This is a genomic window from Nitrospirillum amazonense, from assembly GCF_007828045.1.
GTDB classification, from domain to species: Bacteria; Pseudomonadota; Alphaproteobacteria; order Azospirillales; family Azospirillaceae; genus Nitrospirillum; species Nitrospirillum amazonense_C.
This window is the reverse complement of the sequence record NZ_VITN01000001.1, coordinates 357,715-383,533: the sequence shown is the minus strand read 5'-3', so window position 1 is coordinate 383,533 and position 25,819 is coordinate 357,715. Positions and strand designations below refer to the sequence as shown.

Genomic DNA, 25,819 nt, shown 5'->3' with positions numbered 1-25,819 from the left:
GTGCACCGGCGGCGGCGCAGCGCGCATGCCCGCAAATTGACGATCCATCTATCCTCAGATGTGATCGGCTATCCCCGGCGCAGCGCGCACGAACTCCTTGGCCGCGACCTGATCGATCAGGAATTTCGCAAGATTCCCGCGGAACAGCTTCATGCCGAGCTTCGTCTTGCCGTACCAGCCGACGTCCACTTGGCCTGTTGCGGACCCATCCTTGAGGTTGGGAATCCGGACCAGCGTCCAGTCGAGATGCGATTTGCTCACCAGTTCAGCGGTCGCCTTGATGTCGTCATAGGCGTTGTGAACGATCAGCTTGAACAGCATGACGAATGCCTGTGACTTGAAGTCGAAACCGTCCTTCGGATCACGATAGGCGGCCGTCGAAATCTGGATGAATCGACGAACGTTCAGCTCTTCCATGACAGAGATGATCGTGCCGACGCCGCGCATGATCGGCCGCTTCTCGCGCGCTTTCAGACTGTTGGGCCCCAGGGCGCTGATCGCCGCGTCCGCGCCCGCGACGCATGCTTTGATCGCTTCCCGATTGTTCAGGTCACCGACGACGACATCGACCTTGCCGCCAAAGGCCGAGAGCTTTCCGGCATCGCGCGTGTAGACGGACAGCTCATATCCTTGCCGGAGCGCCTCTTCGATAATGTATCTTCCGGTTGGTCCGGTCCCTCCGAAGAGAGCGATCTTCATCTCATCTTCCTTGTGGTTTTTTGGCTTGGATCGACCGCTCCAGCCGCTGACAGGCAGGGTCGCGCGCACGGCCCGAGCGGTCGGCCGGCCCGCCTTCAGGCGGCTTTTTCCAAGACCGCGCGAACCTGGGCTTCGGTGGCGGCGATAGCGGCCTTGGCCGCCTCGGGCCCGAAGACGGTGCCTTCCACGCGGACGATTTCGATGTCGGTCAGGCCGATGAAGCCCAAGAGGTGGCGCAGATAGCCGGTCTGGAAATCAAAGGCCGCCCAGTCGCCTTCCGAGAAGACGCCGCCCGTGGCAGTGACCAGATAGACCTTGTTGCCGGTCAGCAGTCCCTGCGGCCTGCCGGCTCCGCTATAGCCAAAGGTCACGCCCGGCCAAGTGATATGATCGAACCAGGCCTTGAGCTGCGACGGCGGGCCGAAATTGATCATGCCCGAACCCAGGACAATGACATCAGCAGCCTTCACCTCATCGACGAGCGCCTGTGCAAGGTCGACCGCCTCGACCTGCTCGGGCGTGCGCGCCCCGGGGGCCGTGACGCGGCCGTGAATGTAGGCCTGCGCGATATGCGGCAGGGGGTTGGCCGCGAGATCGCGGGTCAAAAGGGTGCCGCCCAAGCGACCCTTGAGGCCTTCGGCGATCTCAGTCGCGAAACGGGTGGACAGGCTCTCGGCGCCACGAGGGCTCGATGTGACGAGGAGGATGTTGGTCATGGTTGCTCCGACGTGAATAGGGCAGTAAATTTTTGTTACCAGCACTATTAGGGTGACTGCCCTGTCCCTCGCAAGAAGGCACTCCCATGACACTCAGTGACATTGATTTTCCTACCCCCGGCGAAGGTGCCGACTGCGGGATGGTTCGGGAAATCCTCGATCTCATCGGCGACAAATGGACTCTGTACATCATCGCAACGCTCAAAGATGGACCTGTTCGGTTCAATGAACTGCGGCGTCGGATCGACGGCATCTCACAACGGATGCTGACGATCAACTTGCGCGGACTGGAACGTAACGGGTTGGTGAAGCGGACATTGTTCCCAACTATTCCGCCGCGCGTGGATTATGAGTTGACGAGTGTTGGACGGACGCTTCTTGCACCAGTAATGGCCCTCGTCACGTGGGCGAACATCAATCAGGAGACCATCCAAGACGCGCGCGTTCGATACGACGCCAGCTAGGCGGGCGGGCGTTATGGTTCACGCAACCTTAACCTGGACGTTATATCGCTTATTTAACGGAAAGCGCCCCTGTCCACCCCCGGCCAGCCAGGAAATGCCCTATGAACATCAGCAAGACCGTCTTGTCGGGTATCGGCGGCGTCGCCGCCCTGGCCGTCGCCCTGTCGGGCATCATCGCCTTCGTCGCCGCCCGTGATTTGGCGGCGCAAGCCGCCGCCGGGCGCACCCTGGCGGCCTATGGCGACACCTTGCGGCTGGGGGCGCTGCTGGCGTCGGAACGGGCCGCCTGGAACGGCGCCTTCAGCGCCGACGGCCCGGTGGATATCGGCACCGGCGGTGGGCCGGGCAAGGCCATGGCGGCCACGGACGCCGCCCTGGCCGCCGCCCGGAGCAGCACCACGGTCGCCGGCCTGGACGCCGCCGGTCTGGCGCAGGCGGAAAAGCTGCTGACCGACATGCGCGCGGGCGCCAAGGCCGAGACATCCAAGGCCAAGGCCGACCGGGTGGCGGACGGCGCCGGACGGATGCAGGACGGCATCGCCGCCGCGGCCGGCGCGGTGGACCACGCCGCCGACCTGGCGTTCCGCCGTACCGCCGCCTCATCCGCCGACCTGACGGTACCCCTGCAGATCGCCACCATGGCGCAGGACCTGCGCGCCGCCGCCGGCACCCGCTCCGCCATCCTCAGCCTGTTCCAGGCGGGCCAGGCGCTGGACGCCAAGCGCCTGCAGACCGCCACCCGGCTGACCGGCCAGGTGGCCACCCTGTGGCAGCTGCAGACCCAGGCGGTGGCCAACCTGGGCAGCCCGGCCAAGCTGGCCGAAGCGCTGGCGACCGAGGAGGCCACCCTGATGAAGGAGGGGGAACCGCGCTACCAGGCCATCCTGGAGGCGGCGCGCACCGGGGCCGCCAGCCCGATGGACAACGCCGCCTGGCGCGCCTGGACCAGCCCCATGCTGGATAATGCGCTGATCCTGCGCGACCGCGCGCTGGAGACGGCGCGCGACATGAACCGCGATGCCCTGGCGGAGGCGCGCTGGCGCCTGGTGGTGGGCGGTCTCACCCTGGCCTTCGTCGTCGCCATCACCGCCCTGGTGGCCTGGGTGCTGCGCCGCCGCGTGACCCATCCCATCAAGGACCTGACCCAGGCCATCACCCGCCTGGCGGAAGGCGACCTGGAGGTGGCCATCGCCGCGCCCCGCGTGCGGGACGAAGTGGGCGCCATGGCGATCGCCCTGACCGTGCTGCGCGACAACGCCGCCCAGGCCCGCGCGGCCGAGCGCGAGGCCGCCGCCGCCCGCCAGGCGGCGTTGGACCGCGCCCGGGCGGTGGACGGGCTGTGCCGCGACTTCGACAGCCGTGCCACCGTCGGCTTGAACGCCATGGAGGAGGCGGCGGACCACCTGGCCGCCACCTCCGCCGCCATGACGGAGACGGCGCAGCAGTCCAGCCGCCAGGCCGCCACCGTGGCCAGCGCCGCCCAGACCGCGTCCAGCGGCATCAACACCGTGGCCGCGGCGGCGGAAGAACTGTCGGCCTCCATCTCCGAGATCAGCCGGCAGATGGCCCAATCCACCACCATCGCCAACGACGCCATGGCCAAGGCGGAGGAAACGGACCAGTCCATCGCCGTGCTGGCCACCGCCAGCGCCAAAATCGGGGAGATCGTGGGCCTGATCACGGCCATCGCCAGCCAGACCAACCTGCTGGCGCTGAACGCCACCATCGAGGCGGCGCGGGCCGGCGAGGCGGGCAAGGGCTTCGCCGTCGTGGCGGCGGAGGTCAAGAACCTGGCCAACCAGACGGCCCAGGCGACGGACGAGATCACCCGCCAGATCGGGGAGATCCAAATGGTGACGCGCAGCGCCGTGGCCGGGGTGCGCGCCATCTCCGACGTCATCCACACCATGGGCGGCATCACCGCCGGCATCGCGGCGGCTGTGGAGGAACAGGGGGCGGCGACGCAGGAGATCGCCCGCAACGTGCAGGAGGTGGCCATGTCCACCCACCAGATCACCGCCAGCATCGATGACGTGCGCAGTGCCGTGGAACAATCCACCACCGTGGCGGGCGACCTGCGCCAGGCGGCCACCTCCATGACCGACCGGGCGGAACGGCTGAAGGGCGACGTGGCGGGCTTCCTGGGCGGCGTGCGCACGGCCTGAGCTGGCCAGGCGCGTACAAGGGTTTCCCGATGCCAAAGGGGGAAATCGCATGGACCTGACCCACCGCTTGGGCCATCGGCCGCTGACACCCGATGACCTGGACCTGGTGTGCCGGCACCGCGCCGCCATGTTCCACGAGTCCGGCCGGCCGGAAGACGCCATCGCGTCCATGGCCGCGCCCTTTCGTGACTGGCTGGCGCCCCGCCTGGCGGATGGGCGCTACTTCGGTTTCGTCCTGGAGGATGCGGACGATGCGGCCGTAGCCGGCATCGGCCTGATGGAGATCGACTGGCCGCCCCATCCCGCGCATCCCGGGGAAAGCAGGCGCGGCTATGTCCTGAACGTCTATGTCGAACCCACCCACCGCCGCCGGGGCCTGGCGCGCCGGCTGATGGATCTGGCGGAGGCGGAGTTCCGGCGGCGCGGCGTCGCGTACGCCATCCTGCACGCCACGGCGGCCGGCCGCCCGCTGTATGAGCAAGCGGGCTGGGCCCCGACCACCGAAATGGCCAAGGCCCTCACCTGACCGGATCATACACCGGGCCGATCAGCGTTCCAGGCCCAGGCCCTCATCGATCCAGCCTGTCAGGCCGCCGATCATCTCCTTCACCGGACGGCCCATCTTGGCCAGCTTCAACGCCGCCTTGGTGGAGCCGTTGCAATGCGGCCCGGCGCAGTAGACGACGAACAGCGTGTCGGCGGGGTAGTCGGCCAGCCGCGCCTCGCTCAGCTGCCGGGTGGGGATGTTGACGGCGCCCGGCACGTGGCCGGCGGCGTACATCGCCGGGGTACGCACGTCCACCAGCACGAAATCCTTGCTCTCATGGTTGGTGGCGTACCAGACGTCGGCGCAGTCGGTCTCGAACGCCAGCTTGGCCTCCAAATGGGCCGCGGCGGCCTGGGACGGGGCGGCCGGCGTCTTGGCGACGACGGACGGGCCGGCGGGGGTGGGCGCAACGGGGGCCATGATCGGTATTCCTATCGGGCGATGGTGACGCGCCCTTTGTCACCCGGCGCCCGATTTCCCGCCAGTGGCGCGCCTGCCAATATGCAGGCAGTTCCGGCCAACGTGCTGCTGACAGCCGCTGTCATCAAACCGCGCTACAGTTCCGGCCGACAACAATCGCGCACGGAAGGCATCGTCCCATGGCCCGCCCCAACTACATCGAACTGCCCACCCGCGACATCGCGGCATCCCAGAGCTTTTACGAGCAGGCCTTCGGCTGGTCGCTGACCGGCTTCGGCCCCACCTACGCCTGCACCATGACCGGCGACGTGGACATCGGCCTGCAGGCCGACGCGACCGAAGCCGCCAAGGCCCCCCTGCCCGTGATCCAGGTGGACGATCTGGAGGCGGCGCTGGCCGCCGTCACCGCCGCCGGCGGCACCATCGTCCGCCCCACCTTCAGCTTCCCCGGGGGCCGCCGCTTCCAGTTCACCGACCCCTCGGGCAATGAATTGGCGGTGATGCAGCCGGACGCCCACCACGGCTGACACCCGCGTTGTTCGCAGTGCTGCGACGGCGGAAATCCGCATCATCCGGTAGAGCCTCAAGCTTAAAATGCGCCCATCACGGGTGGTTCTCGCGCAACCGCGCATGGATCACCCGGATGGAAGGTTCCGATGAGTTCCCTATCGACGCCGAATGACGGCGGCCTGCCCCTGCTGGTCCTGCTGGGCGCGACCTTGGTACTGGCGGGCATCGGCTGTGTTCTGCACTTCGTTCCCGGTGACCCCGCCCTGCGTCGGCGCGTCCTGCCCTGGTACTACGCCGGCGCCGCCGGCTTCACCTTCCTCGTCATCGGGCTAGGCACCCATTGGTCCCAGCTTGTGCTGGCCCTGGTGCTGGCCGCCGTGGCGGCGGGCAAGCTGGCGTTGACCTCCGGCTTTTGCGAGCGGTGCGGCGTCATCACCAGCACGCGCGGCTTTTCCATACCGGACCGCTGCGCCCGGTGCGGACATGCCTTTCCCGATGGGCGGAGGGACACCCCATGACCTCGTGGGGAATGGTCATTCCGTCCATCCTGCTGGGCCTGGTGGTGGCCCCACTGACAGGCGCCATCGCCTGGTGCCACCTGGTGCCGGGCGACGCGGCGCGGCGCAACCGCGTCTATCACTGGCTGTACGTCGGCATCGGCATGGCCGTCTTCATTTATGCCTGGGCGCTGTTGGGCTGGGATGAGGTCTGGCCACTGGCGCCGGCGGGCCCTGTCATGGTCACCGCCGCCCTGGCGCGAAGCCGCTTATGCCCCGCCTGCGGCATCGTCAGCGCCCGCATCGTGCGGCACTGCCCGCACTGCGGCGCCGCCATCGAACCGACCTGATACAGCGTCTGAGTCGGGAAAGATCGTGAGTCTAGGGCAAGTCTTCCGGCCAAAGCTGCGCCGCATGTAAAACACGCAGGATGAGAACCACGCCGCCCTCAAAATGATAGGCTGCGATATAGGGCGTATCAGCCATCACCAACTCCCGTGTCGGCGGCACCCGGCCTGGACGGCCCTTTTCCGGAAATGCCTTGAGGCTTCGGACAGCGGCTTGAATCCGGTCATCCATGGCCAAGGCGGCCTGGGGGTTCCGCTCAGCCAAATAGTCGAAGATCCTTTCACGGTCCGCAACCGCCCAAGGGGACCAGCGCAGCCTCACGTGCCACTCTTATCGGCATCATCCGCCCGACGCTGAACGGCGGCCCGCCGTCGCGCGAAGTGGGCCTCGACATCCTCTTCAGCCACGCTGGGCCGTGGGTCCTCCAACGCCTGGCGCACCTTGGCGCGGAACCACGCATCGTGGGCGGGGCCATCCGCCAGCAAAAAGGGCAAGGCCCCCTCGTTCGCTGTACGGGTCAGCAGGATACGAACGGCATCCGACACGGTCAGCCCCATGCCTTCCAGCACGGCGGCGGCCCGCTCTTTGACATCGGCATCAATGCGCGTCTGCACCAGGGCATTGCTGGCCACGGCATCCTCCTTGATCATTTGCATGACAATGTAATGCAAATGACGGATCGAAACCATGGCCGCCTATTGGTGTTCTGCCTTTTACGCCAATAGGCGGGCATTTTCGGCCACGCGGGTGATGTTCCCTTGGCGGCCCTTTCGCGCCGGTGTTTCATGGGCCCCATGACCCTGCGCCGCCCCGCCCAACCCGCCCCGCCGCCCCCGCGCAACCGCACCGTGGCCGTGCTGGCCTATGACGGGCTGTGCACCTTCGAGTTCGGGGTGGCGGTGGAGGTGTTCGGCCTGCCGCGTCCGGAGATGGTGGACTGGTATGAGTTCCGGGTCTGCGCCGCCGATGCTGGCCCTATGCGGGCCATGGGCGGCATCCAGGTGCTGGCCGATGGTGGGCTGGAGGATCTGGCCGAGGCCGGCACCATCATCATCCCCGGCTGGCGCGGCAAGGACGCCCCGGCGCCGCCGGCCCTGCTGGACGCCCTGCGCCGGGCGCACGCGGGCGGGGCGCGGCTGGTGTCCATCTGTTCGGGGGTCTTCGTCCTGGCGGCGGCCGGCGTGCTGGCGGGCAAGCGGGCCACCACTCATTGGCGCTATGCCCAGGCCCTGGCGGAGCGGTTCCCCGACATCCGCGTGGAACCGGACGTGCTGTACGTGGACGAGGGATCGGTGCTGACCTCGGCCGGCAGCGCCGCCGGCCTGGATTTATGCCTGCACATCGTACGCCGCGACCACGGCGCCCGCATCGCCAACCAGGTGGCCCGCCGCCTGGTCATCCCACCCCACCGCGATGGCGGCCAGGCCCAGTTCGTGGAGGCGCCGCTGGCCGACGAGGCCGCGCCCTTGTCCGCCCTGTTCGACTGGATCCGCCACAACCTGGACCAGGATTTGCCTCTGGCCCGCCTGGCATCCCAGGCGCGCATGAGCGAGCGCACCCTGGTGCGTCGCTTCCGCGAGACCGCCGGCACCAGCCCCAAGGACTGGATCCTGACCGAGCGGCTGAACCGCGCCCGCACCCTGCTGGAGGCCACGTCCCGGCCGCTGGAGCAGGTGGCGGCCGACTGCGGCTTCGGCAGCGCCGATACCCTGCGCCACCATTTCCGCACCCGCCTGCGCACCAGCCCCGCCGCCTATCGCAACCGTTTCGCCGACGCGGCGGAGTGACCGGCTACAACCGTCCGCCAGCGGCATTCACAGCGGCCAGCACGGCGGCGATGTCCTCCGCCACCGTCTGGTGGGCGCCGCCGACCAGCAACGTGGCCTTGCCCGTGCCACCCGGCGGGGTTTCCGTGGGCAGGGGCTGGCGCAGCAGCGACACGGCCGCCCCCCGCACCCACAGCGCCGACCCGTCCGGCCGCGTCAGGCGGGCGAAGTCCGGGGTCAGGCCCAGACGGGCCAGCAGCGCGTCCGGCGCCTCCGCCGTCGTCACCCCTTCGGCCAGGCCGTCCAACGCCGTGGCGCCCGACGCCGTACCGCCCGACGCCGTACCAGGGGGACCACCAACCAGGGTGGTGATGCCGCCGGCATCGATGTGAATGGTGGTGCCAGCGGATGTCTTGATCTCGGCCATCGTCTTCCTCCTGACAGGGGTTTTGCTCCAGCCAAACCCGGGGCTGCACCGGCGGCCTAGACGCGCATTCGGCCATCAGCCATCCGGCCTCGCCGTAAAGCTGCACAAAACCGGTTGCGCCCGCCCAGGCCAAACCCTAGAGTGCCCGCCATATGACAAGGTTGTCATATACTCCGCCGGACCCTTTCCGGCGGCAATAAAACTAGGGAGTAGACGTTCGTGCCCCATGCGCCGTTTGGGTCCTGCCTGCCTTCCACGCCCCGTACCTTCACCCGCCGCCTCGCCGCTGGCGCCGCCCTCAGCGCGCTGATGATTGGGGGCGCGCTGACTTCGCCGGCCCACGCCCAGATCGCGCTGGAGGCCGAGATGTCGGCGCGGGCGACCGCCGCCGCCGTGCCGCCCACCCCGTCGGTGCCGGGCCCGTGGATGAACACCAAGCTGTCGCCGGATGAACGGGCGCGCCTGCTGGAAAGCCAGCTGACCCTGGATGAGCGCATCGGCATGCTGCACGGCATCATGGCCCTGCCCTACAAGATCGAAGGCTTGCCGGACGGCGTCGTCTGGTCCGCCGGCTACATCCCCGGCGTGCCGCGCCTGGGCATCCCCGCGCTGCGCGAGACGGACGCCAGCCTGGGCGTGGCCACCCCCCACCGCCTGCGCCCCGACGGCGCCACCGGCCTGCCCGCCGGCCTGGCCATCGCCGCGACGTGGAGCCCGGAGCTGGCCTACCAGGGCGGCGCCATGGTGGGTGACGAGGCGACGCGCAAAGGCTTCAACGTCCTGCTGGGCGGTGGGGTGAACCTGACGCGCGAGGCGCGCAACGGCCGCAATTTCGAATATCTGGGCGAGGATCCCCTGCTGGCCGGCACGCTGGCGGGCCAGGCCATCCGCGGCACCCAGGACCAGCATATCGTGGCGACGGTGAAGCACTTCGCCATCAACAGCCAGGAATCGAGCCGCCGCGCCGTGAGCGCCGTGATCGACGAGGCGCCGCTGCGCGAAAGCGACCTGCTGGCCTTCCAGTTCGCCATCGAGGCGGGCAAGCCCGGCTCGGTCATGTGTTCCTACAACCGCGTCAACGGTCCCTGGGCTTGCGACAGTGACTTCCTGCTGAACAAGGTGCTGAAGGGCGACTGGGCCTATCCCGGCTGGGTCATGTCCGACTGGGGCGCCACCCCGGCGCTGAGCGCCGTCATGAACGGCCTGGACCAGCAGTCGGGTGAGCAGATCGACAAGGAGGTGTTCTTCGACAAGCCGCTGAAGGCGGCGGTCGAGGGCGGCCAGATCCCGGCGGCCCGCGTGTCGGACATGGTGCGGCGCATCCTGCGCTCCCTGTTCGCCACCGGCGTGTTCGACGTGAAGGCCCCCACCGGCCCCATCGACTTCCAGGCCCACGCCGCCATCACCCGCACGGTCGCCGAACAGGGCATCGTGCTGCTGAAGAACCGGGGTGATGTCCTGCCCCTGGCTAAAGGCAAGCGCATCGCCGTCATCGGCGGGCTGGCGGACGTGGGCGTGCTGTCGGGCGGCGGCTCGTCCCAGGTGCTGGCGGCCGACGGGCCCAACCATGACTACAAGAACGGCGCCTTCGTCCACATCGGCGGGACCGGTGAGTTGGTCCACATCTCCGACGCCGTGTACCAACCCGACGCGCCCCTGAAGGCCATCGAGGACAAGGCCGGCAAGGACGCCGTGTTCTTCGCCGACGGGCGTTACGTCAGCGAAAGCGTGGCCGCCGCCAAGGACGCGGACATCGCCATCGTCTTCGCCACGCAATGGAACATCGAGGGCCAGGACGTGCCCGACCTCAGCCTGCCCCAGGGCCAGGACGCGGTGATCGCCGCCGTGGCCGCCGCGAACCCCAACACCATCGTGGTGCTGGAGACGGGCGGCCCCGTCGCCATGCCCTGGCTGGACAAGGTGGCCGGCGTGGTCGAGGCCTGGTACCCCGGCACGCGCGGCGGCCAGGCCATCGCCAACGTGCTGTTCGGCGACGTCAACCCCTCGGGCCACCTGCCCATCACCTTCCCCAAGGATGAAAGCCAGCTGCCCAGCCCGGTGCTGGCCGGCTTCTATGAGCGCGACCGAACCAAGCTGATCGACGCCCATTATCCGGAGAAGTCGGACGTGGGCTATCGCTGGTACGCGGCCAAGGGCCTGACGCCCCTGTTCCCCTTCGGCTATGGCCTCAGCTACACCACCTTCGCGCAAGGCGGGCTGAAGGCCGCCGCCGGCACCAAGACGGGCGAGGCGATGAAGATCAGCTTCACCGTCACCAACACCGGCAAGCGCGCCGGCCAGGACGTGGGGCAGGTCTATCTATTGTCAGGCCCCCAGGGCAACCGCACCCGCCTGCTGGGCTTTGGCCGCGTGGACCTGAAGCCGGGCGAGAAGAAGACGGTCAGCATCAGCGTCGATCCGCGCCTGCTGGCCGATTTCGACACCCAGGCCCATGAGTGGAAGGTGGCGGCCGGCAGCTACACCGTGGCCCTGGGCAGCGACGCCTTGAGCCTGGGGGAGAAGCAGGCCGTGACGCTGAAGGCCCAAGCCCTGAAGCCGTGATGACAGTCCCGCGGCGCCGGGGATGACACCCCGGCGCTTGCCAGGCACCCCGTGGGCGGCCGACACTGGCGGAAACAACCGCCTGGGAGGGCCGCCCGCATGACCACCGCCGCCGCCGACACCGATATCTTCGACTACGTCGTCGTGGGCGCGGGCTCGGCCGGGTGCGTGCTGGCCAACCGGCTGTCCGCCGATCCGGGCGTGCGCGTGGCCCTGGTGGAGGCCGGCGGCAAGGACGACTGGATCTGGTTCCATATCCCCGTCGGCTATCTGTTCGCCATCGGCAATCCCCGCGCCGACTGGATGTTCAGGACCGAGGCGGTGCCAGGACTGAACGGCCGCAGCCTGGCCTATCCGCGCGGCAAGGTGCTGGGCGGCTGCTCCGCCATCAACGCCATGATCTATATGCGCGGCCAGGCCGCCGACTATGACGGCTGGCGCCAGATGGGGCTGGAGGGCTGGGGCTGGGCGGATGTGCTGCCCACCTTCCTGGCGCAGGAGGACCATGTGGCGGGCGCCAGCCTGTTCCACGGGGCCGGCGGCGAGTGGCATGTCGATCACCCCCGCATCCGCTGGGCCCTGCTGGACGCGTTCATCGACGCCGCCGGGCAATGCGGCATTCCCCGGACGGAGGATTTCAACCGCGGCGACAACGAGGGCTGCGGCTATTTCCAGGTGAACCAGAAGGGCGGCCGGCGGTGGAGTGCCGCCCGAGCCTTCCTCGACCCCGTGCGCCACCGCCCCAACCTGACCGTCATCACCGGCGCCCTGGCCGACCGCCTGACGGTCGAGGGCCAGCGTGCCACCGGCGTGCGCTTGCACATGCCGGGCGGCGTCCGCACCCTGGCGGCGCGGCGAGAGGTGGTGGTGGCCACCGGCGCCGTGGCGACGCCGGCCCTGCTGGAACGCTCCGGCATCGGCGCCGGGAAGCGGGTGCGCGACCTGGGCGTGGCGGTGGTCGCCGACCGCCCGGGGGTGGGGGAGAATTTGCAGGACCACCTGCAGCTGCGCCCCATCTTCAAGGTGACGGGCGTGCCCACCCTGAACCTGCTGCACCAGTCCCTGCCCCGCCGGGCGTGGATGGGGCTGGACTATGCCCTGCGCCGGCGCGGGCCGCTGACCATGGCGCCGTCACAGCTGGGCGCCTTCACCCGCAGCGGGCCGGAATACGCCACCCCCAACCTGCAATTCCACATCCAGCCCCTGTCGCTGGACAAGTTCGGCGACGCCCTGCACCCCTTCGGCGCCTTCACCGCCAGCGTCTGCAACCTGCGGCCCACCAGCCGGGGCGGCATCCACGCGCGCAGCCCCGACCCCACCGACGCCCCCCTGATCCAGCCCAACTACCTGGCGACGGAGGAGGACCGGCGGGTGGCGGTGGACAGCCTGCGCCTGGCCCGCCGCATCGCCCAGGCACCGGCGCTGGCCGCCTTCAAACCCGAGGAATACAAGCCCGGCATCCATCTGCAGAGCGACGCCGACATCGCGCAGGCCGCCGGCGACGTGGGCACCACCATCTTCCACCCCGTGGGCACCGCCCGCATGGGCGACCCCGGCGACCCCCACGCCGTCACCGACGCCCGCCTGCGGGTCATCGGTGTGCAGGGCCTGCGCGTGGCCGACGCCTCGGTCATGCCGCGCATCACCTCGGGCAACACCGCCTCGCCCACCATGATGATCGCGGAACGGGCGGCCGCCATGATCCTGGAGGATGCGCGGTAGCGGGGAGCGGCGCCGATGGGGGCGCCGATGGAGGGCGATGTTTCCTTACACCCCGACCAGGGCGTAGGCGCCCAGGATCGCCGCGATAAGGCCCGGGAAGCGCTGATCCACCTCGGAACAGCGCGAATGGTTGCGCATTTCCACGCCGTGCCGCTCGCACCGGATCAGGCCGGCCTCGCGCAGCACCTTGATGTGGTGGGACAGCGAGGATTTGGGGATGGCCCTGTCGCCCACCATCGCGACCTCCGAGCACGCCTGCACACAGCCCTGCCCAGAAATCTGGGTGAAGATCGCCGCGCGCACGGGATCGGACAGGGCGTGAAGGATGGCTTCCGGTCGCATGTCCGCGACCGCGGGGTGGGATAAGGGCCTCATGATTTTTTTAATATGAGGGGGCTTGTTGCCCGCTTCAATAGTTCCGATATTCCGAACTATGGGACAAAGCCGGCATCCTCCGGCTACCCGAGTCAAAAGGGAACGGAAAACATGGGAAAGCTTACCGGTAAGGTCGCCGTGGTGACGGGCGCCTCCAAGGGTATCGGCGCCGGCATCGCCAAGGCGCTGGCGGCGGAGGGCGCCGCCGTGGTGGTCAACTACGCATCGAGCAAGGCCGGCGCGGACGTGGTGGTCCAGGCGGTCGCGGCGGCCGGCGGCAAGGCCCTCGCCGTGCAGGGCGATGTCACCAAGGCGGACCAGGCGCAGGGCCTGATCGACGCGGCGGTCAAGGAATTCGGCCGCCTGGACATCCTGGTCAACAACTCCGGCGTTTATGAATTCGCCGCCATCGAGGAGGTGACCGAGGAACACTACCGCCGCATCTTCGACGTCAACGTGCTGGGCCTGCTGCTGACCACCCAAGCGGCCGCGAAGCACCTGGGCGAGGGTGGCAGCATCATCAACATCTCGTCCGCCGTCACCAGCGTGCTGATGCCGACCTCGGCCGTCTACACCGGAACCAAGGGCGCGGTGGACGTCATCACCGGCGTGCTGGCCAAAGAACTGGGCCCGCGCAAGATCCGGGTCAACGCCATCAACCCGGGCCTGGTGGAGACCGAGGGCACGCACACCGCCGGGGTCGTCGGTTCCGACATCGAACACGGCTTCGTGGCGCAAACCCCGCTGGGCCGTATCGGCCGGCCGGACGACATCGCCGCCGTGGCCGTCTTCCTCGCCTCCGACGACGCGCGCTGGCTGACCGGTGAACGGTTGACCGCCAGCGGCGGCCTGCGCTGAGCGGCACGTCCCGCCCGTGTGCTCCCCTTCGGGGGGCACACGTCAGGCCGGGTGCTTGAGGGTTGGGTGCTTGAGGGCCGGGCGCAGCCAGGCCAGGGCGGCGACGGTGATCACCACCAGCGAGATCAGCGAGCCCTCGACCCCGAAGGCGCCGCCGGTCAGCCACGGCGCCCCGGCCAGCTCCCCGCGCACCAGGCCGGCAGTGACCGCGTGGCCCGACACCGTGGTGGAGAACACCTGGCCCACCGTGTAATTCCAGCCGATATGGCTGCCCACGCACAGCCACAGGCGGCGCGTCTTCATATAGATCGCGGCCTGCAGCACGCCGTAGGCGCAACCGGCGGCCACCGCCAGAACGGAGATGCCTTCGTTGGGCAGGTGCATCAGGCCGAACAGCAGGGCGGAGAGGGCGAGGGCGGCACGGCTGCCCAGCGCCCGCTCGGTCACGCCGAACACGATGCCGCGAAACACCACCTCCTCCGCCAGGGCGACCAGCACCAATTCGGCCAGGGGCGGCAGCAGGGCCAGGCTCACGCCATTGACCCCATCGACCCGGTACACGCCGAGCGCGGCCAGCAGCCCGAAAACGGCGGACACCAGGGCGACCCCCAGCAGCAGGCCCAGGCCCAGTTCGCGCGGCGCCTGCGGCAGCGCCAGCTCCGCCATCGGGCGCCCCTCGATCCGCCGCACATAAAAGCGATAGCCCAGCCAGACGAAGGCGGCCGCCAGCAGCTGCGGCCACACCACGCGATAGGGCTTATCCACCAGCTTGGCGGTGAGGATCATGATCAGCGGCACCGGCGCGAAGGTAAGCAGCGTGCCGATGAGGATGCGCGTCACCGGGTGGGCCATCACCCGCAGGGCGAAGCTGGGGCGGGGGGCGGCCAGGGCCAAAGTGTGATCCATCATTCGCTTTCCAAGTGGGGGGATGGGGCCAGGTCAGGGGCGGTGTCGGGCCGCGAGTGAGCATCGGCCTGCCCGCGCCGCGCGGCGCGGATGCGGTCGCCGAACGACTGCCGCCGCAGGGCCTCGATGGCTTCGTGCAGGCAAAGGGACAAGGGATAGGGCAGCTCGGCGTCCAGGCTGTCGGCGGCCTGGCGGGTGGCGTCCCAACAGTCCCGCAGGCGGTCCAGCAGCGACACGCCATGCGCGCTCAGCCGCACCACGCGCTGGCGCGCGTCGCTGTCGCTGGCGGTGATGGACACCAGCTTGTCGGCCTTCATCAGCGCCAGGGTCTGCGTCACGGCCGGCTGGGTGATGCCGGCCAGTTCCGCGATACGCCCCACCGTCAGGCTGCCGTGCGCCGCCAGCACCCGCATGACGGGCGTGTAGCGCGGCCGGTAAGCCAGCCCCGCCTCGCCATAGGCGGCATCGACCGCCCCGTCCAGCAGTTCGATCAGATGGCGCAGTTGAGTTCCCAATCCCTGTTTCATGCGGTGACCATATCACCACTTATATAAGCGATGATATAATTTTCTTTGGCTTAATACCGAGCCACCCCCGGGACCGTCCCCGGCCAGAATTCTCGTCGCTATTTCAGATTTCCAGCGCGTCGACAGACGCCGAAGGGCTTTAGTCAAGCCCCGTCAGGTACCGCTTGACGATGGATCGGGCGATGTCCTTGGGGTCAATGTCCCGGGCCAGAAACTCGTAATTGCCCCCACTTGCAAGCGACGCGACCCCCTGCAAAGCAGCCCAGAGGGCAACGACCGCCCTCTGCCTTGCCACGATGTCGGTGACCAGCGGGGCGATCGCCGTGGCGACGATCTCGATCAGACGCGCACGCGGCCGGGAATAGGAATCGGGAACGGCTTCTCCCGGCTGGGGTGGCCGATTCAGCAGGGCCGTCCAGAGGTTCGGGTTCTTCAGGACGAAGTCGACATAGCTTTCGGCGATCGCCAAGGCGTTCTCGATTGTACCCGGCCCATGAGTGGCCACGACGGCGTCAAGTTGATCGGCCATCTGCTTCAGCGTCATCGCGTTGACCTGGCGCAGCACCGCGTCGAGATCGCCGACGGCGTTGTAGATGCTGCCGGGCGCATAGCCGATCAAGGCGCCCATCTTGCGCATGGTCACGGCCTCGGCGCCCTCTTCCACCACGATTTTGCGCGCCGCCTGCAGCACAAGCGCCGCCAACTCTTCGCGGGAATGATCGGATCGTCTGGCCATAGGGACTCCAAGAAATATATTGAACGGCGTTCATAATGAGGATATCTATCTGAACGTTGTTCAATTTTAACGCTGGAGCAGCGGATGTCAAAAATCAAAATCACCGGCCTAACGGGCCTTGGGCTGATCGCCGCCGTCACCGTCACGGGTTGCGCGGGTGATAATTCGAATACCGCCGTCGCCCTTAAACAAGCCTCGCAGGCGGGTGCATTGGCAAGTAGCAGCGCCGCGCACGCCGTCGCCGCCTCTGGCCAGGCGGCGTTGGGCGCGTCCTCCGTCCCCCTGGCAGTGGGGGGCGCGGTATCGGGCGGCGTGGGCAACGCCAGCGCGGCCATGGCCAAAACGTCGATGGCCGCCGCATCGGCCCCGTCGGGAAAGGCGCTGCCCGTCACGGACCAGACGATCACCGTCGTCCCGCCCAACGCCGCGCTGGAAAAATAACCCCGCACGTCAGGTGAATTGGTTGTCGGATGCGTTGGCTATGGAGCAGGAAATGAGGGGCTTTTCCGCGCGGATCCTTTTCCTCTTTTTTCTTTTGACATCAACCGCCTCTGCAGCCAGTCCGGGCCACAGCTCAAGTGGCCGTGGCACCGCTGATGAGACCCCGTTCAGCTCGGATGAAATCGCGACATTTGCGAAAAAGGTCGAGAAAACGCTCGCGGCAACGGGAGCCCGCGTGGCGATCGTCGGTAGGGTCGGGGTACCGCTCGACCAGGTTCCCGATGGCTTCCATTACTCCCACGTCGGATTTGCCGTTTATTCGCAGATCACGACATCCGACGGGCAGACCGTTCCAGGCTATGCCATGTACAACTTGTATCAGGAGGACGCCCATCCAGAGCGCAGCGACCTCGTGCAAGATTACCCAAGCGATTTCTTCTCGGGCGTGCACGCGCTAGAGGCCGGAATCCTCATACCATCGGAAAAACTGCAGGACCGGATCCTGGACGTCATCCGGTCCTCGACCTACGCCCGCCTGCACGATCCCCATTATTCGGTTATCGCCAACCCCTATACACTTGGGCGACAGAACTGCACGGAGTTCGTGCTCGATGTCATAACCGCGGCGATTTACCGGACCGGCGACATCGCAAAGATCAAAGCGGCGGAAAACGCCTATTTCACCGCCCAGCCGGTCACCGTCAGCCCGCTCAAGCTTTTGGTCGGGTCTATGTTCATGGCCGGCGTATCCACCTCGGATCAGGCCGGCACGCCCGTCACCGCGACCTTCGAGCGGATTTCCGACTTCGTACGCGAATATGACGCCGGTTCCCAAGCGTTCACCGTTCAGCCCGATTGAGTTTGGTCCACCACCAGACATGAACGCCGCGCGCCCGCAAAGACCACGGACCCAAAGACCGCGTCATCACCAGAAAAGTCGCCCTCGACGTCCGCAAGGCCCGAACCTCTATCCGGAGAAAGGTAAACGCTCCGGATGGTCCGACGCCTTCGCAAGATCCGTCATCGGACACAATGCAATAGCCCTGACGCCGCCACCCTCGCAATTCATGGAAAATTGTGGGATCGGGGGTAGCAATGGCCCCTTTTGCATCCCATGGCACCGTTCAAGCGGTTACGCCTCTTAAGCATATAGTCAAAATAAATATGGGAATAAATATTATAGCGTGTGGATTTACTCACTTATTCCCGCTCTTATTAAGCTCGCGCATAGCCTATCATCCTGCCCGAATGCAAGGCAGCCCCTATCCATTCGGAAAGAGAAGCCATGCAATCCCTTTCGCAGATTTCGAATATGGGAAAACTGTCCGTTGGAGGACTACCATGGCTGGAATAAAGGGCATTCCGTTAATTCATTTAAAATCGGATGTGTGGAAGCGAGGCTCCAAGATGACTGCGAGGCGCCTTGCAACGATTGTTACATTGGCCACGACTCTCACCACAATTTCAGTGACAGCAGCCACCGCCGGTAATGAATGCAGAAAATTCCAACCGAGGGTGTCTTGGGCCAACGGCCCTGGCGTGAACCCTGGAAAGATACATTTGCAGATTGCGTGGGAGTTCTTGGGCCCGGCCTCTTGCAGGGACGCTGTCCACATCCGCTTCGGTGAAGCGGGTAAAACACCCTTTATTATAAAGGAAATCGATTTCGGTAAAAATTGTGGATACTACACCAATGAAGGCCGTCCTTTGCCGCGCTGCGCCTATAACGTGGAGGTCGATTACGGCATCAGCTACGAAGCGAGCGTTCAAGCCTGCCACAAACATGCTTTATCCGGCGACGCTTGTTCATCCTGGGGAAGCAATAAGATAATTTTTCCACGCCCCGGATGATAAATCCCGCATCCGCCGGGGCGTCTTCCTGCTTCACTTCTTGGCTATACTGTCGAGAAAGGTCGACCCGCCGCGCAATTGAACTTGGCGAGCGATTTGTCGGCGCCGCGCCAAGGCCGCCGCTACCGCCGTCAGAACCTCCCACACCACCCCCGACCAACGCCCCTTCCCAACGTCCCGTCTGCCCGCTATAAGAGTTGCGAGTGATTTGCAATATCGGGCGGTGGGACGTCGCCCGGGGGACGTGACCGTGACCAGCGTGACCAGAAATCAGGCCGGCGGCGACGCCGTGGCCAGCCAGAGCATTCGTGCGCCCGGTGAGGCGCGCCGGTTGCCGGCGGGCCTCACCGGGCGGTGGGTGGTCTACCAGCTGCACTGGCTGCTGGGCATCACGCTGGGCTTCGTCTTGGCCCTGATGGGCATCACCGGCGCCACCATGAGCTTTGAGGACCAGATCATGCGGGCGCTGAGCCCCGGCGTGATTACGGTGGCGCCGCGCGCGGTGCCGGTGCTGACGCCCGACGCCCTGCTGGCCCGGGTGCGCGAGCAGCGGCCCGACACACGGGTGGAGGGCGTGTTCCTGTCCGCCCGCAAGGATGAGGCGGCGCGCGTGCTGTTCGCCGGCGGGATGGGCGGCAACCGGGGGGAGCGCGCCTATATCGACCCCTATGACGGCACGGTGCTGGGCCGCGCCACGGGGGAGGAGTTCTTCGCCTTCGTCCGGCGGCTGCACCGCTGGCTGGCCCTGCCCGGCAACGGCGACGGCTTGGGCCGGCAGATCACGGGCGCCGCCGTGATGGCCCTGCTGTTCTTCTGCGTCTCGGGCCTATACCTGCGCTGGCCCCGCCGGCCGCTGGACTGGCGGGCCTGGCTGGCGCTGGACACGGGGGCCAGGGGCCGCGCCTTCCTGTGGTCGCTGCATGCCGTCATCGGCACCTGGGTGCTGCTGGTCTACCTGGTCATCGGCCTGACCGGCCTGTGGTGGTCGTACGACTGGTACCGCGACGGCGCCACCCGGCTGCTGACCGGCCAGCCGCTGCCGGCGCGCGAGGAAGGCCCGAAAGGCGGGAAGGGCGGGCGGGAGCGGGGCAAGGGCGACGCCGGCCCCATCCTGGTCGATACCGCCTGGGCCGCCTTCCTGGCGCGCGAGGGCGATCACTACGCCATGGCGCTGCTGACCCCGCCGGGCAAGGCGGGCGGCCCCACCCGCGTGCGCTATCGCCCCCAGGGCGCGCCGGCGGACCAGGCCTATGACGAGATGGTGCTGGACACCGCCACGGGCCAGGTGACGTCCGAGAGCCATTACGCCGACAAGGCGCTGGGCGCCCAGCTGCTGGCCGGGGTGCTGACCGTGCACCGGGGCACCTATTTCGGCACCGGGGGGGCCGTGGTGTTCATGGCCGCGGCCGGGGCCATGCCCCTGTTCACCATCACCGGCCTGCTGATGTACCTGGACCGCCGCCGCAAGAAGAAGGCGGTGCGCCTGGCCCGGGATGGCGCCCAAGATGGGGCCATCCTGGACGGGGCTTCCGCGATCCCCTCCACCGCCAGCACCACCCTGACCATCGCCTACGCCAGCCAGACCGGCACGGCGGAACAGCTGGCCTGGCGCACGGCGGGCGCGCTGCGCGACGGTGGCCTGGCGCCCCAGGTGCTGCCGCTGGCCAAGCTGGACCCCAGGACCTTGTGCGGCCGGTTGCTGGTGGTGGCCAGCACCTATGGCGAGGGGGAGCCGCCGGACGACGCCCGCGCCTTCGCCCGCAAGCGCATGGCGGCCCCCGCCGACCTGACCGGCGTGGCGTTCGCCGTGCTGGCCCTGGGTGACCGGCAGTATGAGACCTTCTGCGGCTTCGGCCGCGCGCTGGACCGCTGGCTGGGCGACAGCGGCGCCACCCGCCTGTTCGACCCCGTGGTGGTGGACGCCAACGCCCCGGGGGATGGCGCCGAGGCCCTGCACCAGTGGCAAGAGCAGTTGCGCGGCATTGGCGCCGGCGCCGCCCCCGACTGGACGCCGGAAGCCTATGGCCGCTGGCGCCTGGTGGAGCGCCGCCTGCTGAACCCGGGAAGCCCGGGCGGCCCCGCCTATCACCTGTCGCTGGAGCCGCTGGACCAGCCCCCGCCCGACTGGGCCCCCGGCGACATCGCCCAGATCCTGCCCGGCAACGACACCGGCGCCCACCACCGCGACTATTCCATCGCCAGCCTGCCGGCCGAGGGCCGCGTGGATCTGCTGGTGCGCCAGCAGACGCGGCCCGACGGCACCCTGGGCCTGGGTTCCGGCTGGCTGACGGCCGGCGCGGCGGTGGGGGGCGAAGTGCGGATGCGCCTGCGCGCCAACCCCGGCTTCCACGCCCCGGCGGCGGCGGTGCCCATGATCCTGATCGGCGCCGGCACCGGCCTGGCCGGCCTGCGCGGCCACCTGAAGCACCGCCGGGCCCTGGGCCTGGGCGACGCTTGGCTGCTGTTCGGGGAGCGGAGTGCCGCCACCGACGCCTGGCATGCCGAGGAGATCGCGGCCTGGCAGGCCGACGGCACCCTGGCCCGCGTGGACCTGGTCTATTCCCGCGACGGCGAGGGCTATGTCCAGGATCGCCTGGCGGCCCAGGGCGACACGGTGCGGGACTGGGTGGACCGGGGCGCCGCGCTGTATGTCTGCGGCAGCCTGGAGGGCATGGCGCCCGGCGTCGACCAGGCGCTGGAAGCCATCCTGGGCCGCGACCGCCTGGACGCGTTGATGGCCGAGGGCCGCTATCGCCGGGATGTTTACTGAGGTCCTACCGCACCAAATAAACCTTCCACAGGCGATGAGCATTGCCCATCGCCTGTTAGGCCCCGACCGGGGCCGCCGCAGGTTTCCGGGGAGCATCAGCGGACTGGAAACCGAGGACAGCCAAAGGCGCGGACGCGCCTGCCGGCGCCTGAGGAACACGCATCAAGTCGCGCGTACGACTAGCCTAGTCGGCAGGATCAGCGAGTCCGGGTGCTCGCCATTGATGAGCGCCAGCACGGCCTGCGCCAGGCGCACCCCGCCCTCCGTCCAGTTCTGGTGGACGGAGGTCAGGGCCGGCGTGTGGAAGGCGGCCATGGGGGTGTCGTCGTAGCCAATGACGGAGACATCGTCCGGCACGGTCAGCTTCGCCTCCGTCAGGGCGCGCATGGCGCCCAGCGCGATGGCGTCGCTGCAGGCGAAGATGCCGTCGAAACCGCCACCCAGGGGACCGCCGCCCACGGGGCCACCGGGCGCATCGGCCAGCAGGCCCCGCACCGCCGCCACGCCGGCGTTGAAGGTGAAGTCGCAGGGCGCCAGCGCCGCCAGCACCGCCCCGGCCGACGCCAGGGTTTCGGTGAAGCCGTGCAGGCGCTCGGCATTCTCGCGGTGGCGGGTGTCGCCCAGGAAGACCAGCCGGCGGCGGCCGGTCTCGATAAGGCGGGCGGCGGCCAGCGCCCCGCCCTGGTGGTTGTCGCTGCCCACGAATACGGGGTCCACGCCCGGCTGCGGCGCCCCCCACACCACCAGCGGCACGCCCATGGGCAGCAGCTGGCGCACGGCGGTGTCGTCCGCCCCCTGGCCCAGCAGGATGGCGCCGTCGGCCGCCTGCACGGCGGCGGCCGGCTGCGACTGCCCCGTGGTCAGCAGCACGTTGTACCCGGCCGTGGTCAGTTCCTGGCAGATGCCGCCCAGCAGATCCAAGGGGAAGGGACCGGACATGGGGCGTTCCGGCGTGGGCTTCATGTCAACCACCACGGCGATGGTGTGGCTGCGCTGCAGGCGTAGGTTCCGCGCCGTGGCGTTGAAGCGGTAGCCCATCTCCCGCGCCAGGTCCTGGATGCGGCGGCGCGTGTCCTCACGCACGGACGGGCTGTCGCGCAAGGCCCGCGACACGGTGATGATGGACACCTGCGCCCGTTCCGCCAGGTCGGCCATGGTCAGGCGCGGGGCGTCGCCGGGGATGGCGCCACCGGGAATGGAGTCCGCCATCACGGACGAGGCCGCCGGGCGGCTGGACTTGGCGGGGCGCGGGCTCATCAGCGGGTCCGAAACGAGAAAGGAAACCGGGAAGAAGGAACATCCCCATAAACGGACATTCCGGGCGACGACTGTTTCATAAACCCACTGTGCTTGCCAGACGAGGCCTTGCCAAGCGCGGGCTGGCCCTGCCCGGCGGCGTCATCGAGTCGCCGTCCAGTCCCATATGCGGATAGACGTGCCGCCCGGGGCAATCCCCTATCCTCCCGGTTTCCACTGGGTGGGCCCGCCCCCATTCCCGCCTGGGGCCCGCACCTGTTCGAGGGCCCAGCCCTAGCATTGAATGACATCGATAACAATAGTAGCGCCGCGTCATACCCCACACGGGGGAAGGAGCACGATACTGATACGCCAAGGGTTTAAAGGAAGCGCGGTACATCCAGCATTTATGCTGCATCCGCGAAGCGCAAGCGCAGCAATGTTTACCCCGTTTACGCCCCGGTGTTGCGCCAATGCATCGCCCGGCACCCTTCGTGACTCCCGAATGACATCGATGTCTTGTTATCGATGTCATTCGATGTTATCAATGCCCTATTCAAGCAGGGGTGGTAAGCGGCCCAATCAGGGCGTGCCATCCCGATAAGAAGCCTTGGGTCAGGGCGCGACGGGGCGAGCCAGTCCAAGTCACGATCACCACCAAGACATAAGGGGAGGGAAGAATGTCACATCCTCACAGGATAGGTGCGTTGTTGGGCGGCGTCGCGTTGGCCGCCCTGCTGATGCCGGCCGTGGGCCTGGCGCAAACGGCGACCACCACAGCCGCGAACACCACACCGGCGCCGCAGGCGGCGGGCAACGGCGCCGTGGAGGAACTGCAGGAAATCATCGTCACCGGCACCGCGCGCAGCGACGGCATGAAGAAGCTGGACGCCAGCTTCGCCATCAGCACCATCAAGGCCGAGGACATCGTCGCCCAGCAGCCCAACGGTACCGCCGACCTGCTGAAGCTGACGCCGGGCCTGTGGGTGGAATCCACCAGCGGCACGGCCGGCCCCAACATCGACGTGCGCGGGTTCCCGGGCGGCGGCGACGCGCCCTTCATCACCATGCAGATCGACGGCTCGCCCATCTACCCGGCGCCCACGCTGTCGTTCATGGACAACTCCACCCTCATCCGCCTGGACGACACGGTGGAGCGGGTGGAGGTGCTGCGCGGCGGCCCGGCCACCGTCTTCTCCAACGCCCAGCCGGGCGCCACGGTGAACTTCATCCAGCGCAAGGGCACGGACACGCCGGAAGGCAGCATCCGCCTGACCGTGGGTGACGAGGGGCTGTACCGCGTCGATACCTATTACGGCGGCCCCATCACCAAGGACCTGAACTTCATGGTCGGCGGCTTCTACCGCTATAACGAGGGCATCCGCAGCACCCAGTTCCCCGCCGACGATGGCGGCCAGGTGGTGGCCAACATCACCAAGAAGTTCGAGAATGGCGAGTTCACGTTCTACGGCCGCCGCACGGACGACAAGAACGCCTTCTATACCGCCATTCCGCTGGTCAGCAGCAACGGCGGCAAGGACATCTCCGCCTTCCCCGGCACCGATCCGGGCACCTTCAGCCTGTACAGCAACGACGTCCGCAACGTCACCATCGAGACCGGCCCCGGCCAGTCCAAGAACCTGGACATCGGCGACGGCCGCGGCATCCAGCTGACCACCCTGGGCAACACGCTGGATCTGGACCTGAAGGGCTGGCAGCTCAGCAACAAGATGAACTTCGTCACCGGCCGGGCCTTCACCCAGTCGGAATTCACGGGCTCGAACCCCGAGACGCTGGGCCAGTTCATCAGCGACACCGTGACCTCGGCCAACGCCAACGCCGCCGTGGTGGCGGCGGCCGGCGGCATCGCCACCGGCGGCTCGGCCAAGATCGTCGGCTCGGGTGCGGCCCTGACCAACATGAACCAGCAGGTCATCGCCGTGGGCATGTGGTCGGTGGACAAGCGCATCCAGTCCTTCACCGACGACGCGCGCCTGAGCCATGAGCTGTTCCCCGGCAACACCCTGACGGTGGGCGCCTATTTCGCCCAGTATTCGTCCAAGGACCAGTGGTACCTGGGCAACAACTACCTGCTGACCATGCAGAATCACCCGCAGGCGGTGGACGTGGTGCTGAACAACGGCGCCAAGGCCTCGCGCGGGGGCCTGACCTCCGGTTCCTTCTACGCGCTGGACGCCAGCTACGACGGCACCGCCGTGGCCGGCTTCATCTCCGACGAATGGAAGATCACGCCGGACCTGCGCCTGGACGCCGGTTTCCGCATGGAACACCAGAGCATCAACGGCACCATCAGCAACGACAGCACCGGCGACTTGGATAACAACCCGCTGACGCTGTACGACAATGCCGCCAGCTACACCAACGGCACCTACTACGGCGTCAGTTCCCACCGGACGGAGCCGTCGTGGACCGTCGGCGCCAACTATTACCTGACCGACGACCTCAGCGTGTACGCCCGCGTCAACAGCGGCCACGAGTTCCCGCAGTTCGACGCCCTGCGCGGCGGCGACTACCAGATGGTCAACATCCGGCAGCAGGAAGTGGGCCTGAAGACATCGTCGCACTACTACAGCGCCTACGTCACCGGCTTCCACAACACCTTCTCCGGCCTGCTGTACCAGGCGGAGGTGGTGAACCCCGACGGCAGCGGCAGCCTGATCAACGAAATCTATGGATCGGAAGCCTGGGGTGCGGAGTTTGAATTGGCGGTGCGGCCCGTCACCAACCTGACGGTCAGCTTCCGCGGCACCTATCTGGATGCCAAGTACCAGGACAACCCCAGCTTCAACGGCGACCAGGTGCTGCGCCAGCCCAAGTTCCAGTTCTCCATCGCGCCGTCGTACGAGATCCCGTTGGATTGGGCCAGCCTGCGCCTGTTCGGCACCTACACCCACGTGGGCGACCGTTACGGCGACCCGAACAACCAGCAGCCGCTGCCGGCCTACGACACCCTGGACCTGGGCGTCTCGGCCGAGTTCGACCGCTACACCGTCCAGCTGACCGGCACCAACCTGACGGACGAGCTGGGCATCACCGAGGGCAACGCCCGCGTGGTCGGGTCCGGCACCAGCAGCAGCGGCGTCTTCCTGGGCCGCCCACTGTTCGGCCGGTCCATCCACCTGAGTGCCGCGGCCAAGTTCTGACCGCCGGTTGATCACCGGGGGCCGCCGTGAGAGGGCGGCGCCCGAACACCATGGGGCCGTCGCCCCGAAGACGGCCTCTGGGGATGGGCGGGCATTGCCCCGATCTTTGCCC

The 25,819-nt window shown here is 67.8% G+C and carries 26 protein-coding genes; 15 read left to right on the top strand and 11 right to left on the bottom strand.

Going from position 1 to position 25,819, the window contains the following annotated elements; translation table 11 throughout:
• Positions 1-54 precede the first annotated feature (54 nt).
• On the bottom strand, positions 55-699 hold the full coding sequence (locus tag FBZ89_RS01480) for an SDR family oxidoreductase (RefSeq protein ID WP_145748255.1): 645 nt from the start codon (positions 697-699) through the stop codon (positions 55-57).
• A 95-nt stretch (positions 700-794) separates the two neighbouring features.
• The gene (locus FBZ89_RS01475; RefSeq protein ID WP_145748254.1) at positions 795-1,415 is read right to left on the bottom strand and encodes an FMN-dependent NADH-azoreductase; all 621 of its coding nucleotides are present in this window, start codon (positions 1,413-1,415) and stop codon (positions 795-797) included.
• Between the two features lie 86 nt (positions 1,416-1,501).
• Between FBZ89_RS01475 and FBZ89_RS01470 the strand changes: the two genes are divergently transcribed.
• The 3 genes from FBZ89_RS01470 to FBZ89_RS01460 all read left to right on the top strand — a co-directional run bounded on the left by FBZ89_RS01470 (position 1,502) and on the right by FBZ89_RS01460 (position 4,570).
• A complete protein-coding gene (locus FBZ89_RS01470) occupies positions 1,502-1,879 on the top strand; it encodes a winged helix-turn-helix transcriptional regulator (protein WP_145748253.1) in 378 nt (125 codons plus the stop codon).
• Between the two features lie 101 nt (positions 1,880-1,980).
• Positions 1,981-4,044 (top strand): methyl-accepting chemotaxis protein, encoded by a 2,064-nt coding sequence (locus tag FBZ89_RS01465; RefSeq protein WP_145748252.1) that lies wholly within the window; start codon positions 1,981-1,983, stop codon positions 4,042-4,044.
• Between the two features lie 49 nt (positions 4,045-4,093).
• Positions 4,094-4,570 (top strand): GNAT family N-acetyltransferase, encoded by a 477-nt coding sequence (locus FBZ89_RS01460; protein ID WP_145748251.1) that lies wholly within the window; start codon positions 4,094-4,096, stop codon positions 4,568-4,570.
• A gap of 21 nt (positions 4,571-4,591) precedes the next feature.
• Here the strand turns inward: FBZ89_RS01460 and FBZ89_RS01455 are convergent, their stop codons facing one another.
• Positions 4,592-5,011, bottom strand: coding sequence for a rhodanese-like domain-containing protein (locus tag FBZ89_RS01455; RefSeq protein ID WP_145748250.1), 420 nt, complete (start codon positions 5,009-5,011; stop codon positions 4,592-4,594).
• A 179-nt stretch (positions 5,012-5,190) separates the two neighbouring features.
• On the opposite strand from FBZ89_RS01455, the gene FBZ89_RS01450 reads away from it, so the two are divergent.
• From FBZ89_RS01450 to FBZ89_RS01440, 3 genes are all read left to right on the top strand, one after another.
• Positions 5,191-5,538, top strand: coding sequence for a VOC family protein (locus FBZ89_RS01450; protein ID WP_145748249.1), 348 nt, complete (start codon positions 5,191-5,193; stop codon positions 5,536-5,538).
• Positions 5,539-5,667: 129 nt separating this feature from the next.
• Positions 5,668-6,039: a hypothetical protein gene (locus FBZ89_RS01445; protein ID WP_145748248.1), complete on the top strand. Its 372-nt coding sequence runs from the start codon at positions 5,668-5,670 to the stop codon at positions 6,037-6,039.
• Positions 6,036-6,368 (top strand): hypothetical protein, encoded by a 333-nt coding sequence (locus tag FBZ89_RS01440; protein ID WP_145748247.1) that lies wholly within the window; start codon positions 6,036-6,038, stop codon positions 6,366-6,368. Before FBZ89_RS01445 ends, FBZ89_RS01440 begins: the two co-directional genes overlap by 4 nt.
• Positions 6,369-6,399: 31 nt before the next feature.
• On the opposite strand, the gene FBZ89_RS01435 is transcribed toward FBZ89_RS01440, so the two are convergent.
• Both FBZ89_RS01435 and FBZ89_RS01430 read right to left on the bottom strand, forming a co-directional pair.
• On the bottom strand, positions 6,400-6,687 hold the full coding sequence (locus FBZ89_RS01435; RefSeq protein WP_145748246.1) for a type II toxin-antitoxin system RelE/ParE family toxin: 288 nt from the start codon (positions 6,685-6,687) through the stop codon (positions 6,400-6,402).
• Positions 6,684-6,998: a type II toxin-antitoxin system RelB/DinJ family antitoxin gene (locus FBZ89_RS01430; RefSeq protein WP_145748469.1), complete on the bottom strand. Its 315-nt coding sequence runs from the start codon at positions 6,996-6,998 to the stop codon at positions 6,684-6,686. Before FBZ89_RS01430 ends, FBZ89_RS01435 begins: the two co-directional genes overlap by 4 nt.
• Positions 6,999-7,160: 162 nt before the next feature.
• On the opposite strand from FBZ89_RS01430, the gene ftrA reads away from it, so the two are divergent.
• Entirely contained in the window at positions 7,161-8,153 is a 993-nt protein-coding gene (gene ftrA / locus FBZ89_RS01425; protein WP_145748245.1) for a transcriptional regulator FtrA, read from the top strand.
• A 4-nt stretch (positions 8,154-8,157) separates the two neighbouring features.
• Here the strand turns inward: ftrA and FBZ89_RS01420 are convergent, their stop codons facing one another.
• A complete protein-coding gene (locus tag FBZ89_RS01420) occupies positions 8,158-8,559 on the bottom strand; it encodes a hypothetical protein (protein WP_145748244.1) in 402 nt (133 codons plus the stop codon).
• A gap of 219 nt (positions 8,560-8,778) precedes the next feature.
• On the opposite strand from FBZ89_RS01420, the gene FBZ89_RS01415 reads away from it, so the two are divergent.
• On the top strand, positions 8,779-11,121 hold the full coding sequence (locus FBZ89_RS01415) for a beta-glucosidase family protein (RefSeq protein ID WP_246171974.1): 2,343 nt from the start codon (positions 8,779-8,781) through the stop codon (positions 11,119-11,121).
• Positions 11,122-11,220: 99 nt separating this feature from the next.
• The gene (locus tag FBZ89_RS01410; RefSeq protein ID WP_145748243.1) at positions 11,221-12,843 is read left to right on the top strand and encodes a GMC family oxidoreductase; all 1,623 of its coding nucleotides are present in this window, start codon (positions 11,221-11,223) and stop codon (positions 12,841-12,843) included.
• 45 nt (positions 12,844-12,888) lie between these two features.
• Here FBZ89_RS01410 and FBZ89_RS01405 read toward each other — a convergent pair whose 3' ends face one another.
• Positions 12,889-13,185 carry an ArsR/SmtB family transcription factor gene (locus FBZ89_RS01405; RefSeq protein ID WP_246171973.1) on the bottom strand — a complete coding sequence of 99 codons (297 nt, stop codon included), beginning with the start codon at positions 13,183-13,185 and terminating at the stop codon, positions 12,889-12,891.
• Between the two features lie 144 nt (positions 13,186-13,329).
• On the opposite strand from FBZ89_RS01405, the gene FBZ89_RS01400 reads away from it, so the two are divergent.
• A complete protein-coding gene (locus FBZ89_RS01400) occupies positions 13,330-14,076 on the top strand; it encodes a glucose 1-dehydrogenase (protein ID WP_145748241.1) in 747 nt (248 codons plus the stop codon).
• Between the two features lie 42 nt (positions 14,077-14,118).
• On the opposite strand, the gene FBZ89_RS01395 is transcribed toward FBZ89_RS01400, so the two are convergent.
• The 3 genes from FBZ89_RS01395 to FBZ89_RS01385 form a co-directional block, all read right to left on the bottom strand.
• Positions 14,119-14,985: a CPBP family intramembrane glutamic endopeptidase gene (locus tag FBZ89_RS01395; protein ID WP_145748240.1), complete on the bottom strand. Its 867-nt coding sequence runs from the start codon at positions 14,983-14,985 to the stop codon at positions 14,119-14,121.
• A complete protein-coding gene (locus tag FBZ89_RS01390) occupies positions 14,982-15,509 on the bottom strand; it encodes a MarR family winged helix-turn-helix transcriptional regulator (protein WP_145748239.1) in 528 nt (175 codons plus the stop codon). Before FBZ89_RS01390 ends, FBZ89_RS01395 begins: the two co-directional genes overlap by 4 nt.
• A gap of 139 nt (positions 15,510-15,648) precedes the next feature.
• On the bottom strand, positions 15,649-16,245 hold the full coding sequence (locus tag FBZ89_RS01385) for a TetR/AcrR family transcriptional regulator (RefSeq protein ID WP_145748238.1): 597 nt from the start codon (positions 16,243-16,245) through the stop codon (positions 15,649-15,651).
• 84 nt (positions 16,246-16,329) lie between these two features.
• On the opposite strand from FBZ89_RS01385, the gene FBZ89_RS01380 reads away from it, so the two are divergent.
• The 4 genes from FBZ89_RS01380 to FBZ89_RS01365 all read left to right on the top strand — a co-directional run bounded on the left by FBZ89_RS01380 (position 16,330) and on the right by FBZ89_RS01365 (position 21,307).
• On the top strand, positions 16,330-16,686 hold the full coding sequence (locus tag FBZ89_RS01380) for a hypothetical protein (protein WP_145748237.1): 357 nt from the start codon (positions 16,330-16,332) through the stop codon (positions 16,684-16,686).
• Positions 16,687-16,708: 22 nt separating this feature from the next.
• Positions 16,709-17,545 carry a DUF2145 domain-containing protein gene (locus FBZ89_RS01375; RefSeq protein WP_246171972.1) on the top strand — a complete coding sequence of 279 codons (837 nt, stop codon included), beginning with the start codon at positions 16,709-16,711 and terminating at the stop codon, positions 17,543-17,545.
• 482 nt (positions 17,546-18,027) lie between these two features.
• A complete protein-coding gene (locus FBZ89_RS01370; protein WP_145748236.1) occupies positions 18,028-18,537 on the top strand; it encodes a hypothetical protein in 510 nt (169 codons plus the stop codon).
• Between the two features lie 250 nt (positions 18,538-18,787).
• The gene (locus tag FBZ89_RS01365) at positions 18,788-21,307 is read left to right on the top strand and encodes a PepSY domain-containing protein (protein ID WP_211115063.1); all 2,520 of its coding nucleotides are present in this window, start codon (positions 18,788-18,790) and stop codon (positions 21,305-21,307) included.
• A 162-nt stretch (positions 21,308-21,469) separates the two neighbouring features.
• Here the strand turns inward: FBZ89_RS01365 and FBZ89_RS01360 are convergent, their stop codons facing one another.
• A complete protein-coding gene (locus FBZ89_RS01360; RefSeq protein WP_211115062.1) occupies positions 21,470-22,564 on the bottom strand; it encodes a LacI family DNA-binding transcriptional regulator in 1,095 nt (364 codons plus the stop codon).
• Positions 22,565-23,253: 689 nt separating this feature from the next.
• Here FBZ89_RS01360 and FBZ89_RS01355 point away from each other — a divergent pair.
• Entirely contained in the window at positions 23,254-25,707 is a 2,454-nt protein-coding gene (locus tag FBZ89_RS01355; RefSeq protein WP_186457132.1) for a TonB-dependent receptor, read from the top strand.
• Positions 25,708-25,819: the final 112 nt, after the last annotated feature.

Excerpts from the sequence above, each read along its gene's own strand:
- FBZ89_RS01480 (WP_145748255.1), bottom strand. The coding sequence starts at position 699 with ATGAAGATCGCTCTCTTCGGAGGGACCGGACCAACCGGAAGATACATT.
- FBZ89_RS01475 (WP_145748254.1), bottom strand. The coding sequence starts at position 1,415 with ATGACCAACATCCTCCTCGTCACATCGAGCCCTCGTGGCGCCGAGAGC.
- FBZ89_RS01470 (WP_145748253.1), top strand. The coding sequence starts at position 1,502 with ATGACACTCAGTGACATTGATTTTCCTACCCCCGGCGAAGGTGCCGAC.
- FBZ89_RS01465 (WP_145748252.1), top strand. The coding sequence starts at position 1,981 with ATGAACATCAGCAAGACCGTCTTGTCGGGTATCGGCGGCGTCGCCGCC.
- FBZ89_RS01460 (WP_145748251.1), top strand. The coding sequence starts at position 4,094 with ATGGACCTGACCCACCGCTTGGGCCATCGGCCGCTGACACCCGATGAC.
- FBZ89_RS01455 (WP_145748250.1), bottom strand. The coding sequence starts at position 5,011 with ATGGCCCCCGTTGCGCCCACCCCCGCCGGCCCGTCCGTCGTCGCCAAG.
- FBZ89_RS01450 (WP_145748249.1), top strand. The coding sequence starts at position 5,191 with ATGGCCCGCCCCAACTACATCGAACTGCCCACCCGCGACATCGCGGCA.
- FBZ89_RS01445 (WP_145748248.1), top strand. The coding sequence starts at position 5,668 with ATGAGTTCCCTATCGACGCCGAATGACGGCGGCCTGCCCCTGCTGGTC.
- FBZ89_RS01440 (WP_145748247.1), top strand. The coding sequence starts at position 6,036 with ATGACCTCGTGGGGAATGGTCATTCCGTCCATCCTGCTGGGCCTGGTG.
- ftrA (WP_145748245.1), top strand. The coding sequence starts at position 7,161 with ATGACCCTGCGCCGCCCCGCCCAACCCGCCCCGCCGCCCCCGCGCAAC.
- FBZ89_RS01420 (WP_145748244.1), bottom strand. The coding sequence starts at position 8,559 with ATGGCCGAGATCAAGACATCCGCTGGCACCACCATTCACATCGATGCC.
- FBZ89_RS01410 (WP_145748243.1), top strand. The coding sequence starts at position 11,221 with ATGACCACCGCCGCCGCCGACACCGATATCTTCGACTACGTCGTCGTG.
- FBZ89_RS01405 (WP_246171973.1), bottom strand. The coding sequence starts at position 13,185 with ATGCGACCGGAAGCCATCCTTCACGCCCTGTCCGATCCCGTGCGCGCG.
- FBZ89_RS01400 (WP_145748241.1), top strand. The coding sequence starts at position 13,330 with ATGGGAAAGCTTACCGGTAAGGTCGCCGTGGTGACGGGCGCCTCCAAG.
- FBZ89_RS01395 (WP_145748240.1), bottom strand. The coding sequence starts at position 14,985 with ATGATGGATCACACTTTGGCCCTGGCCGCCCCCCGCCCCAGCTTCGCC.
- FBZ89_RS01390 (WP_145748239.1), bottom strand. The coding sequence starts at position 15,509 with ATGAAACAGGGATTGGGAACTCAACTGCGCCATCTGATCGAACTGCTG.
- FBZ89_RS01385 (WP_145748238.1), bottom strand. The coding sequence starts at position 16,245 with ATGGCCAGACGATCCGATCATTCCCGCGAAGAGTTGGCGGCGCTTGTG.
- FBZ89_RS01380 (WP_145748237.1), top strand. The coding sequence starts at position 16,330 with ATGTCAAAAATCAAAATCACCGGCCTAACGGGCCTTGGGCTGATCGCC.
- FBZ89_RS01370 (WP_145748236.1), top strand. The coding sequence starts at position 18,028 with ATGGCTGGAATAAAGGGCATTCCGTTAATTCATTTAAAATCGGATGTG.
- FBZ89_RS01360 (WP_211115062.1), bottom strand. The coding sequence starts at position 22,564 with ATGAGCCCGCGCCCCGCCAAGTCCAGCCGCCCGGCGGCCTCGTCCGTG.